Below are 17350 nucleotides of genomic sequence, written 5' to 3'. Positions count from 1 at the left end.
TCATGAGAAGGTTGCGTGCCCTGGAGCCGCTCGCGTGGGTCGGGCCCGCCGTGCTGCTGATCGTGCTGGTCGTGCTCTGGCCCGTGATCGAGATGATCAGGTCGTCGTTCCTCAAGATCAGCCGGTTCGGCATCGTCCAGGGCGGCAACGGCCTGGCGAACTACGAGAAGCTGGTCGGCGAGAAGGACTTCGCCGACATCATGGTCCGCAGCGTGGTCTGGGTGGTCGCGGTCGTCGTGCTCACCGTGCTGATCTCGCTGGCCCTGGCCCAGCTGTTCAACCAGCACTTCCCGCTGCGCAAGCTCGCCCGATGGGCGCTGATCGCGCCCTGGGCCGCGTCGGTGCTGATGACGGCGATCATCTTCAAGTGGATGCTCGACCCCGAGGTCGGCGTGATCAACCAGATCCGCGTCAAGCTCGGGCTGATCGACGCGATGGGCGGGGCGGCTGCCGACCAGCTCGGCGACGCCTCCACCGCCATGCCGTGGCTGGTGTTCGTCGCGGTGTTCGTGTCGGTGCCGTTCACCACGTACGCGCTGCTGGCCGGCCTGGCGACGATCCCGTCCGACGTCTACGAGGCGGCCAGGATGGACGGCGCGGGCCGGCTGCGGACGTACTGGTCGATCACGCTGCCGCTGCTGCGCCCCGCGCTCACCGTGGCGGCCCTGATCAACGTCATGAACGTCTTCAACAGTTTCCCGATCATCTGGGCCATGACCCACGGGCAGCCCGGCTATTCGACGGCCACCTCCACCATCTTCATGTTCATCCTCAAGAGCTCCGACATCGGCGAGTCGGCGGCCATGTCCGTGGTCAACTTCGGCATGGTGATCGTGCTGACCGTGATCTTCCTCAAGGTTTCCCGCTGGAACAAGGAGGTCACGTGATGGCCGTCAACACCATGGCGCCGCGGACCAGGCCCCGCCCCCACGTCCGGCCCGATCGCGGAGCGCCGCGCCGCATGCCGAAGCTGAAGACCGTGATCGTCGCGGCCGCCGCGTACGTCATCTCGTTCCTGTTCCTGTTCCCGTACGTGGTGATGCTGCTCACCTCGCTGCGCTCCCAGGACTCGCTGCGCGAGGTGTCGTTCTGGCCCGAGGAGTGGGTGTGGTCCAACCTCACCAACTTCTGGACCAGCGGCCTGGCCGGCAATCTGTGGGTGACGCTGAAGGTGGCCGCTGGCTCGACGGTGCTCGTGCTGCTGGTGGCGCTGCCCGCGGCCTACTATTCGGCGCGGCACAGGTTCAGGGGGCGCACGGCGTTCCTGATCCTCGTGCTGATCACCCAGATGTTCCAGCCCACCGCCATGCTGGTCGGCATCTACCGCGAGTTCTTCCAGTTCGGGCTGGTCGACTCGATCTGGTCGCTGATCCTCGTCAACGGCGGCTTCAACCTGGCGTTCGCGGTGTGGATCCTGAACGCGTACTTCGCCTCGATCCCGCGCGAGCTGGAGGAGGCGGCCTTCATCGACGGCAACGGGCGGTTCGGCGCGCTGTTCAGGATCACGCTGCCGCTGGCCCTGCCGGGCGTCATCACAGCGCTGATCTTCACGTTCATCGCCGCGTGGAACGAGTTCGTGGTCGCGCTGACCCTCACCACGACCCCGGAGAACCAGCCGCTGACCGTGGCGCTCAACTCGTTCATCGGCCAGTATCAGGTCGACTGGCAGAACCTGTTCGCCGGCTCCGTGATCGCCACCATCCCCGTGATCATCCTCTTCGCGCTGATCGAACGGAAGGTGGTCGGCGGGCTGACCGCCGGGTCCATCAAGTGACGCGCGGCCCGGCCGCCACCCGCGGCCGGCCTCGCCGTCACTGCTTGGGCTTGGGCACCCGCGCGACGCAGAACACCGTCTGGCCGAACGGCGGGCGGACGAAACGCTCGATGAAGCGGGTCAGCGGGACCACCGTGCGGTCGTAGACCTTGACCAGGCGCGGGTCGGGATAGCCGACGCCGCCCCGGCGCACGGCCGCCCACCAGGCGATGCCGCCCAGGAAGTTGATCGGCTTGAGCACCTCGACGTCGAGCCCGGCCTTGGCGACCGCGGTGCCCAGCGTCTTGGGCGTGTAACGCTGGACGTGCCCCACCTTGCGGTCGAAGTCACCATAAAGCTGCATGTAGCCGGGCACCCAGATGATGATCCGCCCGCCGGGCAGCGTCACGCGGGCCAGCGAGCGCAGCGCCTCGGCGTCGTCCTCGATGTGCTCGAGGACGTTCATCATGACGACGGTGTCGACCTTGTTCTCCAGCGGGATGTCGGTGGGCAGCCCGAACTGCAGGACATCGATCTCGTCACGGTCCGCGAAACGCTTCTCCAGCTGCTCGACGCAGTAGGGGTCGAAGTCGCTCACGACGAGCCGGTCGAGCCGCGGCAGGAACTGCTCGGCGAAGTGGCCGAGCCCGGAGCCGATCTCCAGCATCGAACGCCCGACATGCGGGGCGACCATGTCGAACTCGTACTGCCGATAGTTCTTGGCCTCGTCCCCACCCAGGTGGTTCTCCAGGGCCTCGTCACCGGCCGCCGGTTGTACTACACGGTCATACCCAGAAGACATAATCCCGTTCCTTCTAGGGGCTGATGGATTGCCCGAGTCTAATGCCCCGATCAACGGCCACGTTCACCTGAACAGCGAAACACCCTTCCGCGCGCCGCCAGGATGCGATGGAATCTGAGCCGCCATGGACGACGACGAGGCGATCGCCCGCTCGCTCACCGGTGACCTGGCCGCCTACGAAGCGCTGGTCACCCGCTACAGCGCGCTCGCCCACCGTACCGCCGTCATGCTGGGCGCGGGCGACGAAGCCCAGGACGTCGTGCAGGAGGCGTTCGTCAAGGCGTACCGGCACCTGGCGAGTTTCCGCAGGGACGCGCCGTTCCGCCCGTGGCTGCTGCGCATCGTCGCCAACGAGACGCACACCCTGACCCGGTCGCGAGGGCGCAGGGGAGAGCTGGCACTCCGGCTCGGGGCGACCGCCGGCACGGCGGCGCCCGACGACCCCGAGGGCGCCGCCGTCGCCGCCGACCGGCGCACGCGGCTCCTCGCGGCGGTGCGCGACCTCCCAGAACGGGAACGCCAGGCCGTGGTCTGCCGGTATTTCCTACAGCTGACCGAGGCGGAGACCGCGCAGGTGCTCGGCTGGCCCGTCGGCACCGTCAAGTCCAGCACCCACCGCGGGCTGGCCCGGCTGAGGAAGGGGGTGGGCGATGAACTCGCCTGAGCCGTACGACGAGCTCGAGGCCGAACTGCTGGCGCTCGGCGACCGCATCGACGTCCCCGGCCTGCCTGCCTCCGACGTCGCCGCCGCCGTACGCGCCCGCCTCGAACCCACCCCCGAACCGCGTGTCACCGAGCCGCGCGCCACCGAGCCGCCCACCCCGAACCCGCGCGCCACCGAGCCGCCCGCCCTGGACCGGCCCGCCGGCGAGCGCTCCAGGACACCGGAGGTGGCGGGCCGGCGGGAGGCGGCGGGACGTGGACGGCGGCCCCCGGGGAGAAGACGGGCGCGGTGGAAGGTCGTGACCGCCGTCGTCGTGGCCGTCCTCGCCGTCACCGCCGCCACCCCCCAAGGACGCGCCGCCGTGGCGACGATCCTGCGCTTCGCCGGAGTCGAGGTGGAGCTCGGCGACACCCCGCCCGAGCCGGTCACCACCCGGACGCCCCTGCCCGCCGAGCGGACGGCGTCCCTCGCCGATCTCCCCGAGCTGGTGGACTTCGCGGTCAGGGTTCCGGCCAGGCTCGGGAAGCCGCAGCGCGTCACGGTCGCCGACCACGGCAGGGTGGTGTCGATGTACTGGCCGGGCGGTGTGCGGCTCGACCAGTTCAGCGGCACGGTGGGGCCGTACTTCTACAAGCAGCTCGGCCCGCCGTGGCCCGACCGCGTCATGGTGGGCGCGTACGAAGCCTGGTGGCTGCCCGGGGAGCACCCGCTCGGCTACATCAGGCGCCAGGACGGCACCCACGTGCCCCTGCGGCAGGCGGCCCCCACCCTCGTCTGGCAGCAGGGAACGCTCAACTACCGGCTCGAAGGCGCCGGCGACGTGGGCGAGGCGGTCGCCGTCGCCACGTCACTCGGGTGAGGGCGAGCTCGTCAGCCACTCGTCCACACCCTGCAGCAACTCCTTGCGCACCGACTCAGGAGCCGTCGACGACCGTACGGACTGCCGCGCCAGCTCGGCCACCTCGGCGTCGCTGAAGCCGTGCACCTCCCTGGCCAGCTCGTACTGGCGCAGCAGCCGCGTGCCGAACAGCAGCGGGTCGTCGGCTCCCAGGGCGATGGGCACCCCCGCGTCGAACAGCCGGCGCAACGGCACGTCCGCGTCCCGCTCGGCCACCCCGAGCCCCACGTTGGACGAGGGGCAGATCTCGCAGCAGATCTGCCGGTCGGCCAGCCGCTGCATCAGCCACTCGTCGTCGGCCGCCCGCACCCCGTGGCCGACGCGGTCGGCCCCCAGGTCGTCGACGCACTGGGCCACGCTGCGCGGCCCCATCAGCTCGCCGCCGTGCGGCACGGCCAGCAGCCCGCCGCGTTTGGCGATCCTGAACGCCCGCTCGAAGTCGCGCGCCGCACCCCGCCGCTCGTCGTTGGACAGCCCGAACCCGACCACCTTGCCGGCGTACTGCGTGGCGAGCCTGGCCAGCGTGTTCGCGTCGAGCGGATGCCGGATCCTGTTGGCCGCCACGATCACGGCGATCCCGATCCCGGCGTGCTCGGCCGCCCGGTCCGCCGCGTCGAGCATCAGCTCGAGCGTGGCCGTCAGCCCGCCGAACCGCGGCGCGTAACCCGACGGGTCGACCTGGATCTCCAGCCACCGCGACCCGGCCGCGACCTCGTCCTCGGCGGTCTCGGCCAGCAGCCGGTAGACGTGCTCCGGCCGGTTGAGCACGGACCGCGCGATGTCGTACAGCCGCTGGAACCTGAACCACCCGCGCTCGTCGGTGGCCCGCAGCTTCGGCGGCCAGTCCTGCTCCAGCGCGTCGGGCAGGTGCAGGCCCTGCTCCCTGGCCAGCTCGATCAGCGTCGAGTGGCGCATCGAGCCGGTGAAGTGCAGGTGGAGATGGGCCTTGGGAAGCGCGTGCAGGGGCCTTGGCATCCGCATATTTTGCCACCAGGGCCGAAAAGATCGCGGCAGGAGTCTGCGGGAACACGCGGTACGGGGGAGACCTCACGGGGGATCATCGAGAAATGATCCCCGAGGCGCGGGCCGGCAGGCAGGGATGGCGCACGGCGCTGGCGGCGCTGGCGTTCGCGGCGGCGGCCCTCATCATCTACGGTCTCTTCTCCTCAGGGTTCGGACGCCCCCCGCGGGCCGCCGTGGAGACACCGCAGCCCGTTCCCGCACCGCCCCCAACGGCGGACCGTACGCCCGTGCCCGGCGCGGCGAGCCGTACGCCCGCGACCGAGAACCGTACGCCCGCGGCGGAGGACCGGATCACCGCGGCGGAGGGCCGCACGCCCACGCCCGCGGCGGAGGACCGGGCCGCGGCGGCGGCGGCCGTTCCCGCCAGGCGTGCCGTGGCGCCCGCGCTCGCGGTGATCTCCGGCGACCTGTGGCTCACCTACCTGCCCGCCGGGCTGGCGCGCTCCGGCGGCGGAGCGATCGGGCATGAGCCGGGCGTCGAGGGCCGCTGGGCCAGGTGGAGCGCGGGCGGTGACGTCGTCGAGGCCCGGGTCGAGCAGGGCGCCGTGGCGGCCGGCTGGGCGCGCTACCGCGAGCGGGTCGCCGTGCTGAACGCCCGCGCCATCACCGTGCGGGGCAGGCCCGCCGTGGTGGGCGAGCACCCGAAGGGCGGCCGGATGATCGCCTGGCTGGAACGGGCGGGCACCGGTGCGTGGGTCAGGGTCAGCGACTCTCTTGCCGGTGAACTGCTCACTATTGCGACCTCGGCCAGGGCTCCTGTAGGAGACTGAAAGCCTTTGCCCGGCATATGCACTCACGTCATGGGGGGTTGGTCAATGCGGCGTACGGCAGCCGTGCTCCTCGTGTGTGGGCTCATGCCGGGGCTGGCCGCCTGCGACGCCCTCGCCGGCCAGGTGCCGCCGACGGACCCCGGCACCGACGCGGGCAGCCGGTCGGCGCTCTCGGCGTCGCCGCGCCCCGAACCGGACACCCAGCGCCGGACCATCGCCCTGGCCTGCGGATCGACCGAGGTGCACATTCCCGCCTCGCCCGCCGGCCTGGCACGGGCGGGCTCGTTCAACCGCCTCGAGTCGCTCCGGCGCCGGACCAAGGTCAGGGGCCTGGCCTGGCTGCAGAACGACGAGCGCCTGTACGTCGGCGTGGTGTGCGGCGTGCGCACCGCCGAGCAGTTCGTGACGCTGGTGCCCAGGTCGACGCTGAGCGCGTACTGGGGCAGGCCGGCGCTGCACTGGACCACGCGCAACGGCCTGCGCAACTTCATGTGGCTGGAGCGGCCGGGCACCGCCATCTACATCGCCGCGACACCCGGCCTGGCCGACGAGATCAGGCCGCTCGCCTCCGAGATCGCGCAGAGCGTGGCCCAGTGACGTGCGCGCGGGTTGCGCGGTGAGTGACCCGGTGAGTGGTCCGGTGAACGGTGGACTCAGCGGGCCTCGGCCAGCAGCTTGCCCAGCCGGCTGACGCCCTCGACGAGGTCGTCGTCGCCCAGCGCGTAGGACAGCCGGAAATATCCCGGGGTTCCGAACGCCTCGCCGGGCACCACCGCGACCTCGGCCTCCTCCAGGATCAGCTCGGCCAGCTCGCCGGACGACGCGGGCCTGTGGCCGCGCAACTCCTTGCCGAGCAGCTCCTTTACAGAGGGGTACGCGTAGAACGCCCCCTTTGGTTCCGGGCACAACACGCCCGGGATCTCGTTGAGCATCCGAACCATCGTCTGGCGGCGCCGGTCGAACGCCGCGCGCATCTCCGCCACTGCGGACAGATCTCCCGAAACCGCGGCCAGCGCGGCCATCTGGGCGACGTTGGAGACGTTGGAGGTGGCGTGCGACTGCAGGTTGGTCGCCGCCTTGACCACGTCGGACGGGCCGATCAGCCAGCCCACGCGCCAGCCGGTCATCGCGTACGTCTTGGCCACGCCGTTGAGGATCACGACCCGGTCGCCCAGTTCGGGGACGGCCGTGGCGATGCTGGTGAACTCGGCGCCGCCGTACACGAGGTGCTCGTAGATCTCGTCGGTGACGACCCACAGCCCGTGCTCGGCGGCCCAGCGGCCGATCGCCACCGTCTCCTCGCGCGAGTGGACGGCGCCCGTCGGGTTGGACGGCGAGACGAACAGCAGCGCCTTCGTCCGCTCGGTGCGCGCCGCCTCGAGCTGCTCGACGCTCGCGAGGTAGCCGGTGGACTCGTCGGTCACGACGCTGACCTGTGTGCCCCCGGCCAGCTTGATCGCCTCGGGGTAGGTCGTCCAGTAGGGGGCCACGACGAGGACCTCGTCACCGGGGTCGAGCAGCGTCGCGAACGCCTGATAGACGGCCTGCTTGCCGCCGTTGGTGACCAGCACCTGCGACGCCTCGGCCTGGTAGCCGGAGTCGCGCCGGGTCTTGTCGGCGATGGCCTGCTTGAGCTCGGGCAGGCCGCCGGCCGGCGTGTACTTGTGGAAGCGCGGGTCGCGGGCCGCCTCGATCGCCGCCTCGACGATGTAGCCGGGCGTCGGGAAATCGGGCTCGCCCGCGCCGAAGCCGATGACGGGGCGTCCGGCCGCCTTCATGGCCTTGGCCTTGGCGTCGACGGCCAGCGTGGCCGACTCGGAGATCGCGGAAATTCTCGCTGAGATGCGGGATCGGGTGGACATGCGTCCATGCTCCCACGGGGCACTTCGCAGGCCACACGCCCGCGTGACCTGGGCCATCAGGATTTGGTTCGACGTGGCAGGCATTCCCCCGTATGCTTTCGCGTGGTCCTTCCGCCGCATGTCGGCGAGCGGTTCGGTCCAGGCAGTGAGTCGATCAGGGTAGTCTGGTCGATGACATAGGGCACTGGCGCAATTGGTAGCGCACCGGTCTCCAAAACCGGCGGTTGGGGGTTCGAGTCCCTCGTGCCCTGCGAGTGCGGTCCGCGCAATAATGGGCGTGTAAGCGCGCCGCAAAACTGCGTTGGATACGACTGATTCAGGTGAGGACTGTGGCGATCGACACGCGCGGCGAGACCGCAGGCAAGCCGGGTGGCGAAAAGAAGACACGCACTTCACCTGCCCTTTTCTATCGGCAGGTCGTCAACGAGCTCCGCAAGGTCATCTGGCCGACACGCAAGGATCTCATCACCTATACGACGGTCGTTCTGATATTCGTTCTGATCATGGTTGCGATCGTTTACGGGCTCGACAGCGCCCTGGGATGGCTGGTTCTGCGGATCTTCGGCGGAGCCTGATCGAGAGCCCGGCCGGTGTCGTCTGACGGAGTCGCCATTCGATACGAGAGCAAACGACAAGACGAAAGAGGAAGAGTCACCGTGTCCGAGTCTTCAGTTCCGGCCGAGGAGCCCCGCGGCGAGTGGGGCGACGAGCTGGAAGAGGCTGCCGAGGAGGCCGCCGAGTCGGCCGTCTCCGAGGCCGAGGTCGCGGAGAGCGACGAGGCAGCCGATGCCGAGGCTTCCGCCGTCGAGGACGATGCTGCTCTTCTTCCTGAGGTCGATCCGGTCGAGGAGTTCAAGAGCTCCCTGCGCGGCCTGCCCGGCGAGTGGTACGTCATCCACTCCTACGCCGGCTACGAGAACCGCGTGAAGTCCAACATCGAGAGCCGCAACGTCTCGCTCAACATGGAGGACTACATCTACCAGGTCGAGGTGCCGACGCACACCGTCCAGGAGTTCAAGAGCGGCAAGAAGGTGCCGGTCAAGGAGCGCGTGCTGCCCGGCTACGTGCTGGTGCGCATGGAGCTGACCGACGAGTCCTGGGCCGCCGTCCGTAACACGCCCGGGGTGACCGGCTTCGTCGGCCTGTCCAACAAGCCCAGCCCGCTCAGCCTCGACGAGGTCGCCAAGCTGCTGGCGCCGGAGCCGACCGAGGAGAGCAAGAAGGCCGCGGCCAAGACGACCACGGGCCCGACCGTCGAGTTCGAGATCGGCGAGTCGGTCACGGTCATGGACGGCCCCTTCGCCACGCTGCCCGCCTCGGTGAGCGAGATCAGCCCCGAGTCGCAGAAGCTCAAGGTGCTCGTGTCGATCTTCGGCCGTGAGACTCCCGTCGAGCTCTCGTTCAACCAGGTCTCGAAGATCTAGGACGATCACCTACACTTAGACGTTCGGCTGGCCGCCCTGTCGCGAGGGGTGGCCTTCCGACATGTCAGGGCTGCATCCGCAGTCCGGCAAGCATCGCAATCAGGACCCGGAGAAGGACACATGCCTCCGAAGAAGAAAATCGCCGCACTGGTCAAGGTGCAGCTGCCTGCCGGTCAGGCCACCCCGGCGCCGCCCGTGGGCACCGCCCTCGGTCCCCACGGCGTCAACATCATGGACTTCGTGAAGCAGTACAACGCTGCCACCGAGGCCCAGCGGGGCAACATCATCCCCGTTGAGATCACCATTTTCGAAGACCGCAGCTTCTCCTTCATCACGAAGACGCCGCCGGCGCCCGAGCTGATCAAGAAGGCTCTCGGCATCGACAAGGGCAGCGCGGTCCCGCACCGTGACAAGGTCGGCAAGCTGAGCCGCGAGCAACTGCGCAGCATCGCCGAGACCAAGATGCCCGACCTCAACGCCAACGACGTCGAGGCGGCCGAGAAGATCATCGCCGGCACCGCCCGGTCGATGGGCATCACGATCGCCGACTGACACCCTTTTCCCGTTCGTGGGAGGGCCCAGCGGGCCCGCGGACCACTCAGGAGTCACAAGACATGAAGCGCAGCAAGGCGTACAAAGACGCGGCCGCCAAGGTCGACAGCGACAAGCTCTACTCGCCCGCCGACGCCGCGAAGCTGGCCAAGGAGACGTCGCCCACCAAGTTCGACGGCACCGTCGAGGTCGCACTGCGGCTGGGCGTCGACCCTCGTAAGGCCGACCAGATCGTGCGCGGCACGGTCAACCTCCCGCACGGCACCGGTAAGACCGCCCGGGTCCTGGTCTTCGCGACCGGTGACCGTGCCGAGGCAGCCCGCGAGGCGGGCGCCGACATCGTCGGCGCCGACGAGCTGATCGACGAGATCTCCAAGGGCAACCGGCTCAACGAGTTCGACGCCGTCGTGGCCACGCCCGACCTGATGGGCAAGGTCGGCCGCCTGGGCCGCGTGCTCGGTCCGCGTGGTCTCATGCCCAACCCCAAGACCGGCACCGTGACGCCCGACGTCGCCAAGGCCGTCACGGAGATCAAGGGCGGCAAGATCGAGTTCCGCACCGACCGGCAGGCCAACCTGCACTTCGTCATCGGCAAGACGTCGTTCAACGAGCGCCAGCTCGTCGAGAACTACGCCGCCGCCCTTGACGAGGTGATGCGTCTCAAGCCGTCGGCGGCCAAGGGGCGCTACCTGAAGAAGGTGACCTTCTCCACGACGATGGGCCCCGGCGTTCCCGTCGACCCCAACGTCACCCGCGGCCTCACCGCCGACCTGGAGGCCTGACCTTCCGCACTCCTCGCAAAGAGCCTCGCCCCTGTTCAGGGCGGGGCTCTTTCGTCGTTGCCGCCGTTACGAGCCTTCCCGGAGCTCCGAGGTCCGTGCGCGGGGGCGGTGCCGTCGAGGCGTGGGATGCCGGGCGGCGGGGCACCACTTGTGGAGAAGATGTGTGGGGTCTGTGAGGGTTAACCCTGGGTTTTCCCTTAGTTCTCGGGGGAAGGCGCCACGGCGGCGGAACTTAAACGTAAGGTCAAAACATGCTGAAGCGCATAAGTCTCTCCGCGGCCGGCGCCGCGCTCGTCGTGGCAGCGGTCGCCGGTTGTGGATCGAACGCCCAGCCCATCCAGGTCAATCTGGCCGCCTCGGAGGTCCTCTCGCAGGCCGCGCAGAAGACCGCGGAGGTGACCAGCTACACCGTCGACGCCGTCGTCAACGTGACGCATCCCCAGGAGGGGACCGGCAAGGTGCAGGGCCGCATGCTCTACCAGAGCAAGCCCCAGCTCGCCGTGGACCTCACCCTGGACACCGCCGACATGGGAGGCAGGAGCCTGCCGGGTGGCGCGCGCGCCGTCCTCCAGGGCGACACCGTCTACGTCAAGGTCGAGGCACTCAACGACCTCGTGGGCGCCACCAAGCCGTGGATCAAGGTCCCGCTCAGCGGGATGGCCGACTCCAGCCAGGTCAACCAGGTGCTCACCCAGATCCAGCAGTTCGACCTGGGCAACATGACCAAGCTCATCACGGCCTCGCAGGACGTGAAGTCGGTCGGCAACGAGAGCGTCAACGGCGAGGACACCACCCACTACAGCGGCACCTTCCCGGTCGACGCGGCCGTCCAGCAGCTTCCCGCCGACAAGCAGGAGAACGCCAGGACGGGCCTGGCGGAGCTGAAGGACGTCAAGTTCGACATCTGGGTGGCCGCCGACGGCCTGCCGCGCAAGCTGACCCTGAACGGCTCGAAGGAGGGCGGCACGCTCGACGCCACCCTGTTCTTCAAGGGGTTCAACGAGCCGGTCTCCATCGACGCTCCGCCCGCGGACCAGGTGGGTGAGCTGCCCAAGGGCAAGACCAGCTGAGAACGATTTGGAAACTCGGCCGCCAGCACGTAGTCTGGTCGGTGCCGAAGACCGCCGGTCGTCGTCAGGTGCCTCAAAGCCTGGCGGCCGAAGGATCCACATCATGTGGACGGCCCGCGCAGGTGTGATGCGAGTTTCCCACATGGTGTGATCCGTGTGCGTGAGCCCCGTGCGCCCTGCGCTCGGGGCTGTTCTCATGTCGAGGGGCCTTCGCCGGTGGCACATCTGGAAGGAGGCCCATGGCGAGGGCGGATAAGGCGACAGCGGTTGCCGAGCTCAAGAACGAGTTCGAGGGCAGCGCTGCCGCCGTTCTGACCGAGTACCGCGGTCTCACCGTCGCGCAGCTCAAGGAGCTGCGCACCTCTCTCGGTGAGAATGCGAAGTTCGCCGTGGCGAAGAACACCCTGACCAAGATCGCGGCCGACGAGGCCGGTCTCGCGGGCCTCGAGAGCCTGCTCACCGGTCCGACCGCGATCGCCTTCGTCAACGGCGACGTTGTCGAGGCGGCCAAGGGTCTGCGTGACTTCGCCAAGGCCAATCCCCTTCTGGTGATCAAGGGCGGCGTCCTTGACGGCAAGACGCTTGACGCCACCGAGATCACCAAGCTTGCCGACCTCGAGTCCCGCGAGGTCCTCCTCGCGAAGCTGGCCGGCGCCATGAAGGCGAAGCAGAGCGCTGCTGCCGCGATGTTCGCCGCGCTGCCGACCAACATGGCCCAGCTGGCCGACGCCCTGCGCGCGAAGCGCGAAGAGGCCGGCGAGTAACACGGGGGTTGCCGCAACTCCGCGGTCCCGTTCCTAGTTCTCAGCACGTCCTAACGTAAGGAAACCATCATGGCGAAGCTCAGCACCGACGAGCTGCTCGACGCGTTCAAGGAGATGACCCTCCTCGAGCTGTCCGAGTTCGTGAAGCAGTTCGAAGAGGTCTTCGACGTCAAGGCCGCCGCGCCCGTCGCGGTCGCCGCCGCCCCCGCCGCCGGTGGCGCCGGTGCCGAGGCCCCCGCCGCCGAGGAGCAGGACGAGTTCGACGTCGTCCTCGAGGCCGCCGGTGACAAGAAGATCCAGGTCATCAAGGAGATCCGCGCCCTCACGTCCCTGGGCCTCAAGGAGGCCAAGGACCTGGTCGACGGCGCTCCCAAGCCCGTGTTCGACGGCAAGGTCAACAAGGAGCAGGCGGAGAAGGCCAAGGCTGCCCTCGAGGGCGCCGGCGCCACCGTCACCGTGAAGTAACTTCCCCCTTCACGCTCGCTCTACGGAAAGAGGCGGCTGCACCCTGGTGCCGGGTGCGTCCGCCTCTTTTCGCGTCTCCGGGGGCGCTCCCGCCGACCGGACCCGCGTGACGGCGCTGGTGTCCATGTAGTCCCTGGTGTGGACGATCTCGCCGTCCCTGATCCGGAGAACCAGCAGGCCGGGAACCGCGACCAGCTCCCCGCCCACCTCCACGACGGCGTCCTGCTCCACCACCACGACCTCCGGGTCGTCGGTACGCCGCAGGGCACGCCGGCGCACCTCACGCACCGCGAAGGGCATCCGGTCCCACATGTCGCGGTAGCCCGTACGGACCTCCTCGCGGCCCCTGAACGGCGGCAGCCCGCCGAACGGGAACTCGTGCAGCCCGGTTTCCGCGTAGAGGCCGGCCAGCTCGTCCGGGGACTTGTGCAGCATCGCCGTGTGGTAGCCCGTGACGATCTCTTCGATGGACATGATCGAGCCTTTCGCTCAACGTACGTTGACTCAACGAGCGTAGAGCGAAAGGGGAGGGTCGGTCAACGCGAGTAGAGTCGGGTCGATGGGCGAGAGAGTGCTACCCCGGGCCGAGAGGCGGCGCAGGACCGAGAGGCGGATCCTCGACGCGGCCAGGGCGCTGTTCGCCGAAGTCGGCTACGAGCGCGCCACGATCAGGGCCGTCGCCAGGTCGGCCGAGGTCGACCCCGCCCTCGTGATGCAATATTTCGGCAGCAAGCAGGAGCTCTTCCAGCAGTCGGTGCGCGGGGCGGCGGCCTCCGGCACGGACGAGGGCGAGGGCGAGGGCCAAGGCGAGGGTGCGGAGGGCCTCGTCGAGCGGTTGCTCGGCACGCTCGGCGTGAAGCTGGGCGAGATGCCGCAGGGCTCGCTGGCCATGATGCGGTCGATGCTCACGCACCCCGAGGCCGCCGCGTCGGCGCGGCAGGTCCTGGGCGCGCAGATCGACCGGCTCGCGGAGTCCATCCCCGGCGAGGACGCGCGGTTGCGCGCCGCGCTGATCATGACGGTCATGGTCGGCGTGACCGTGGGCAACCAGCTGCTCGAGCTCGACGAGCTGCGCGGGGTGCCGCCGGAGGAGATCGCCCGGCTGCTCCGTCCCAGCCTGCGCGCGCTTACTGGACCCGACGTCTCATAACCGGCCCGTAACAAGTCGCCGGATCGGGTTCACATCAGGCGGATCGCCGTTACCGTGGGGCCACATCCCCCGGAATGCCGAGGTGGCCAGTGGGCGTCGAAGTCGTGGTCGACGGGTTGACCAAGTCGTTCGGCCGGCAGGTCATCTGGGAGGACGTCTCCCTCACCCTCCCGCCCGGCGAGATCTCCGTGCTGCTCGGCCCTTCGGGCACCGGCAAGTCGGTCTTCCTCAAGTCCCTCGTCGGCCTGCTCAGGCCCGACCGCGGCCACATCTGGATCGACGGCTACGACCTGGCCCACTGCGACGAGGGCAGGCTCTACGAGCTGCGCAGGTTGTTCGGCGTGCTGTTCCAGGACGGCGCCCTGTTCGGCTCGCTCAGCCTCTACGACAACATCGCCTTCCCGCTGCGCGAGCACACGAGGAAGTCCGAGAGCCAGATCCGCGCGGTCGTTATGGAGAAGATGGAGCTCGTCGGGCTGCTCGGCGCCGAGTCGAAGCTGCCGGGGGAGATCTCCGGCGGCATGCGCAAGCGGGCGGGGCTGGCCAGGGCGCTGGTGCTGGACCCTGAGATCATCCTGTTCGACGAACCCGACTCCGGCCTCGACCCCGTGCGCACCGCGTACCTCAACCAGCTCATCGTCGACCTCAACGCCGAGATCGAGGCGACGTTCCTGATCGTCACCCACGACATCAACACCGCCCGCACGGTCCCCGACAACATCGGGCTGCTCTTCAGGCGCGAGCTGGTCATGTTCGGGCCGCGCGAGATGTTGTTGTCGAGCGACGAGCCGGTGGTGCGCCAGTTCCTCAACGCCAGGAAGCACGGGCCGATCGGCATGTCCGAGGAGAAGGACGTCTCGGAGCTGGAGGCCGAGGCGCTACTGGGGCACGATCCCGGCGCGCTGCCGCCGATCCCGCCGCAGCTCATGCCGAGCGACAACTCGATCCGCAACAGCCAGCGGCCGCCCGGCACGTGGCTGGCGGCCAACGGCGTGATCCCGCCGCAGGGCTCGTTCGTGGACGAGCGCGGCCGCAACTGGCTGGAGGAGTATCCGCGCCTGGTCAACTCCCACCTCCACGGCGCCAGATAGCGCACAGGCGGCGGGGCCACCACTCTCGACAGGCGATGTGCGTCGTCGACGCCTCAGCGGGGCTCTCAGGCCCGGCCAGGGGCATTCACGGGGTTTCGGCTGGCTCGTCATGAGCTGGTGAAATGCCGCCTCGGTTGGTTGAGGGGCTCCACGCGCGAATGCCAGGTTATGATCCCGGCGACCGGCCGTGGAAGGGGTGAGCGCGTCGTGGCAGGGCTCGCGGTTCGGCCCGCTCGCATCCTCATGGCGGCACTCGGCGGGGTGCTGGTGGCGCTCGTGGGCACGGGCGTGTGGCTCGCCGCGCAGACGCGCGACGAGCAGGCCAGGGCGGACGACAAGCAGGCCGCGCTCCAGGCGGCGAGCACCCACGCGATCAACCTCATCTCGCTCGGGCACCGCACCGTCGACGACGACATGAAGCGCATCCTCGACACCTCCACCGGACCGGCCAGGGCCGAATACGAGGCCGACGCCGGCAAGCTCCGGTCGACCACCGTCGCGAACAAGGTCGTCCAGCACGGCGTCCTGCGCGCGACCGGGCTGGTCTCGCTGACGGGGGCCGTCGCGAAGGTGCTGGTCGTGGCCGACGTGGAGATCCGCTGGGACGGCTCCGACAACCCGCCGCAGGAGCGCTACTACCGGTGGTCGATGGACGTCACCAGGACCGGCGGCGCCTGGCTGGTGTCTAAGGTGGTGCAGGTCGCGTGAGGATCTTCACGATCGCGCTGCTCGGCCTCCTGGTGGCCGTGGCGGGGGTGCTGGTCCCGGTTATGTGGTTCGATCTGCGCTCCCTGCGCGCCGCGGACGAGGCCGCGGCGGAGGCGCTGTCCGCCGCCAAGAGGGTGGCGCCTGACCTGCTCTCGTACGACTACCGGACGGTGGACAAGGACCTGGCGCGCGCGAAGGAGCACACCACGGGGGGACTGACCACGTACTACGGGCAGCTGGCGACGAGCCTGGCGTCCAGGGCGAAGGCCCAGAAAATCATTCAGACCGTGTCCGTGGCGGGGGCCGGCGTCGAGCGGGCAGAACCCGACCGGGTGGAGGTTCTGCTCGTCGTGAACACGGGTACGGTCAAGGAGAGCTCCGGCAAGGACGGGCCCCAGCAAGGGTTCACACAGAACCGGGCAAGGTTGGTGATGGTTCGGCAAGAGTCCCGATGGCTGGTGGCCGATCTGTCGACCCTGCTCGGGACCGCCTGACCCCCCGGCGCGCCGCTTCCTTCAATTGTTATCAAAAAACAGGTTTAGTGCGGTCAATGCCAGGGGTACCTCAGTCACAGCTACACCGGTTGCCGGCATGGGTTCGGCCCTCGGTGTGACAGAGCGTTAACCGCCCCCGTTCGCGGGTATCGTCTTGGGCCTGGCGGTAGGCGATCGGTCACACAGGGGAGAAAACCCAGCGTCCGGGCCCCTAGTCGGCTAAAAGTCGCGCTTGTGGGCTTGACGTATCCGCCTGAACGGGCGATGCTGCGACCAACGTGGAGCATGCAGCGAGAGTGAAGTGGACAGGCGTGTGCCGTTCGGCTACACTGCCCCTTTGCGCTGCCCTTTGACGACCCGCGATGCTTGCTCACGTTGCGAGGTTGTCTGGCGTGCGTGTAGTCAGTCCGCCGCGAGCCCTCGGAAGGACATCTGTTGGCAGCCTCGCGCAACGCCTCCGCCGTACCCGCTGGTCCCCGTCGCGTGTCATTTTCGCGCATCCAGGAGCCTCTCGAAGTTCCTGACCTTCTCGCTCTGCAGACCGAGTCGTTCGACTGGCTGCTCGGCAACGAGAAGTGGAAGGCCCGGGTAGAGGCGGCTCGCCAGGCCGGGCGCAGGGACGTCCCGACCCAGTCGGGTCTCGAAGAGATCTTCGAAGAGATCAGTCCGATCGAGGACTTCTCGGGGACCATGTCCTTGTCGTTCCGCGACCACCGGTTCGAGCCGCCGAAGTACTCCGTAGACGAGTGCAAAGACAAGGACATGACCTTCTCCGCCCCGATGTTCGTGACGGCGGAGTTCATCAATAACACCACCGGTGAGATCAAGAGCCAGACGGTGTTCATGGGCGACTTCCCGCTCATGACGCCGAAGGGCACGTTCATCATCAACGGCACCGAGCGTGTCGTGGTCTCGCAGCTGGTCCGTTCGCCCGGCGTCTATTTCGAACGTAACGTCGACAAGACGTCCGACAAGGATCTGTACGGCTGCAAGGTCATCCCGTCCCGGGGTGCCTGGCTGGAGTTCGAGATCGACAAGCGCGACAGCGTCGGTGTGCGCATCGACCGCAAGCGCAAGC

General features: G+C 68.8%; 21 protein-coding genes, 1 tRNA gene and 1 pseudogene. 19 read left to right on the top strand and 4 right to left on the bottom strand.

Annotated elements, in window-relative coordinates:
* Window positions 1–2 precede the first annotated feature (2 nt).
* Together ABGB14_RS47720 and ABGB14_RS47715 are read left to right on the top strand one after the other, a co-directional pair.
* Window positions 3–887, top strand: a complete 885-nt coding sequence (locus ABGB14_RS47720) for a sugar ABC transporter permease (protein WP_347650520.1) — start codon at window positions 3–5, stop codon at window positions 885–887.
* Entirely contained in the window at window positions 887–1774 is an 888-nt protein-coding gene (locus tag ABGB14_RS47715; RefSeq protein WP_347650519.1) for a carbohydrate ABC transporter permease, read from the top strand. The genes ABGB14_RS47720 and ABGB14_RS47715 overlap by 1 nt, the downstream gene beginning before the upstream one ends.
* Before the next feature lie 37 nt (window positions 1775–1811).
* On the opposite strand, the gene ABGB14_RS47710 is transcribed toward ABGB14_RS47715, so the two are convergent.
* The gene (locus ABGB14_RS47710) at window positions 1812–2555 is read right to left on the bottom strand and encodes a methyltransferase domain-containing protein (RefSeq protein ID WP_347650518.1); all 744 of its coding nucleotides are present in this window, start codon (window positions 2553–2555) and stop codon (window positions 1812–1814) included.
* Window positions 2556–2679: 124 nt separating this feature from the next.
* Between ABGB14_RS47710 and ABGB14_RS47705 the strand changes: the two genes are divergently transcribed.
* Together ABGB14_RS47705 and ABGB14_RS47700 are read left to right on the top strand one after the other, a co-directional pair.
* Window positions 2680–3219 carry an RNA polymerase sigma factor gene (locus ABGB14_RS47705; protein WP_347650517.1) on the top strand — a complete coding sequence of 180 codons (540 nt, stop codon included), beginning with the start codon at window positions 2680–2682 and terminating at the stop codon, window positions 3217–3219.
* On the top strand, window positions 3206–4078 hold the full coding sequence (locus tag ABGB14_RS47700; RefSeq protein ID WP_347650516.1) for a hypothetical protein: 873 nt from the start codon (window positions 3206–3208) through the stop codon (window positions 4076–4078). The genes ABGB14_RS47705 and ABGB14_RS47700 overlap by 14 nt, the downstream gene beginning before the upstream one ends.
* Here the strand turns inward: ABGB14_RS47700 and ABGB14_RS47695 are convergent.
* Window positions 4067–5092, bottom strand: coding sequence for an adenosine deaminase (locus ABGB14_RS47695; protein ID WP_347650515.1), 1026 nt, complete (start codon window positions 5090–5092; stop codon window positions 4067–4069). The genes ABGB14_RS47700 and ABGB14_RS47695 overlap by 12 nt on opposite strands.
* Window positions 5093–5184: 92 nt before the next feature.
* On the opposite strand from ABGB14_RS47695, the gene ABGB14_RS47690 reads away from it, so the two are divergent.
* Together ABGB14_RS47690 and ABGB14_RS47685 are read left to right on the top strand one after the other, a co-directional pair.
* Window positions 5185–5910: a hypothetical protein gene (locus ABGB14_RS47690; protein ID WP_347650514.1), complete on the top strand. Its 726-nt coding sequence runs from the start codon at window positions 5185–5187 to the stop codon at window positions 5908–5910.
* A 45-nt stretch (window positions 5911–5955) separates the two neighbouring features.
* Window positions 5956–6507, top strand: a complete 552-nt coding sequence (locus ABGB14_RS47685; protein ID WP_347650513.1) for a hypothetical protein — start codon at window positions 5956–5958, stop codon at window positions 6505–6507.
* Window positions 6508–6563: 56 nt separating this feature from the next.
* Here the strand turns inward: ABGB14_RS47685 and ABGB14_RS47680 are convergent, their stop codons facing one another.
* Window positions 6564–7772 (bottom strand): pyridoxal phosphate-dependent aminotransferase, encoded by a 1209-nt coding sequence (locus ABGB14_RS47680; RefSeq protein ID WP_347650512.1) that lies wholly within the window; start codon window positions 7770–7772, stop codon window positions 6564–6566.
* A gap of 178 nt (window positions 7773–7950) precedes the next feature.
* Here ABGB14_RS47680 and ABGB14_RS47675 point away from each other — a divergent pair.
* From ABGB14_RS47675 to rplL, 8 genes are all read left to right on the top strand, one after another.
* Window positions 7951–8023: transfer RNA gene (locus ABGB14_RS47675), tRNA-Trp, on the top strand.
* A 78-nt stretch (window positions 8024–8101) separates the two neighbouring features.
* A complete protein-coding gene (gene secE, locus ABGB14_RS47670) occupies window positions 8102–8347 on the top strand; it encodes a preprotein translocase subunit SecE (protein WP_347650511.1) in 246 nt (81 codons plus the stop codon).
* A gap of 81 nt (window positions 8348–8428) precedes the next feature.
* Window positions 8429–9196 (top strand): transcription termination/antitermination protein NusG, encoded by a 768-nt coding sequence (gene nusG / locus ABGB14_RS47665; protein ID WP_347650510.1) that lies wholly within the window; start codon window positions 8429–8431, stop codon window positions 9194–9196.
* A gap of 120 nt (window positions 9197–9316) precedes the next feature.
* On the top strand, window positions 9317–9748 hold the full coding sequence (rplK, locus tag ABGB14_RS47660; RefSeq protein ID WP_347650509.1) for a 50S ribosomal protein L11: 432 nt from the start codon (window positions 9317–9319) through the stop codon (window positions 9746–9748).
* A gap of 62 nt (window positions 9749–9810) precedes the next feature.
* Complete coding sequence (rplA, locus tag ABGB14_RS47655) at window positions 9811–10530, top strand: 50S ribosomal protein L1 (RefSeq protein ID WP_347650508.1); 720 nt, start codon at window positions 9811–9813, stop codon at window positions 10528–10530.
* Between the two features lie 251 nt (window positions 10531–10781).
* Window positions 10782–11600 carry an LppX_LprAFG lipoprotein gene (locus ABGB14_RS47650; protein WP_347650507.1) on the top strand — a complete coding sequence of 273 codons (819 nt, stop codon included), beginning with the start codon at window positions 10782–10784 and terminating at the stop codon, window positions 11598–11600.
* A gap of 239 nt (window positions 11601–11839) precedes the next feature.
* Window positions 11840–12364 (top strand): 50S ribosomal protein L10, encoded by a 525-nt coding sequence (gene rplJ / locus ABGB14_RS47645; protein WP_347650506.1) that lies wholly within the window; start codon window positions 11840–11842, stop codon window positions 12362–12364.
* Window positions 12365–12433: 69 nt separating this feature from the next.
* Entirely contained in the window at window positions 12434–12829 is a 396-nt protein-coding gene (gene rplL, locus ABGB14_RS47640) for a 50S ribosomal protein L7/L12 (protein ID WP_132518411.1), read from the top strand.
* 9 nt (window positions 12830–12838) lie between these two features.
* Here the strand turns inward: rplL and ABGB14_RS47635 are convergent, their stop codons facing one another.
* Entirely contained in the window at window positions 12839–13303 is a 465-nt protein-coding gene (locus tag ABGB14_RS47635; RefSeq protein ID WP_347650505.1) for a nuclear transport factor 2 family protein, read from the bottom strand.
* A gap of 85 nt (window positions 13304–13388) precedes the next feature.
* Between ABGB14_RS47635 and ABGB14_RS47630 the strand changes: the two genes are divergently transcribed.
* The 5 genes and pseudogenes from ABGB14_RS47630 to ABGB14_RS47610 form a co-directional block, all read left to right on the top strand.
* Window positions 13389–13979 (top strand): TetR family transcriptional regulator, encoded by a 591-nt coding sequence (locus ABGB14_RS47630; protein WP_347650504.1) that lies wholly within the window; start codon window positions 13389–13391, stop codon window positions 13977–13979.
* 89 nt (window positions 13980–14068) lie between these two features.
* On the top strand, window positions 14069–15070 hold the full coding sequence (locus tag ABGB14_RS47625) for an ABC transporter ATP-binding protein (protein WP_347650503.1): 1002 nt from the start codon (window positions 14069–14071) through the stop codon (window positions 15068–15070).
* A 207-nt stretch (window positions 15071–15277) separates the two neighbouring features.
* The gene (locus ABGB14_RS47620) at window positions 15278–15778 is read left to right on the top strand and encodes a hypothetical protein (RefSeq protein WP_347650502.1); all 501 of its coding nucleotides are present in this window, start codon (window positions 15278–15280) and stop codon (window positions 15776–15778) included.
* Complete coding sequence (locus tag ABGB14_RS47615; RefSeq protein WP_347650501.1) at window positions 15775–16272, top strand: hypothetical protein; 498 nt, start codon at window positions 15775–15777, stop codon at window positions 16270–16272. Before ABGB14_RS47620 ends, ABGB14_RS47615 begins: the two co-directional genes overlap by 4 nt.
* A gap of 435 nt (window positions 16273–16707) precedes the next feature.
* A pseudogene (locus tag ABGB14_RS47610) lies at window positions 16708–17350 on the top strand (DNA-directed RNA polymerase subunit beta); the annotation flags it as partial.

The sequence above is a fragment of the Nonomuraea sp. B10E15 genome (genome assembly GCF_039871615.1).
In the GTDB taxonomy this organism is placed as follows: domain Bacteria; phylum Actinomycetota; class Actinomycetes; order Streptosporangiales; family Streptosporangiaceae; genus Nonomuraea.
The sequence above is the reverse complement of the archived record's forward strand: the minus strand, read 5'-3'. Positions and strand labels throughout refer to the sequence as shown.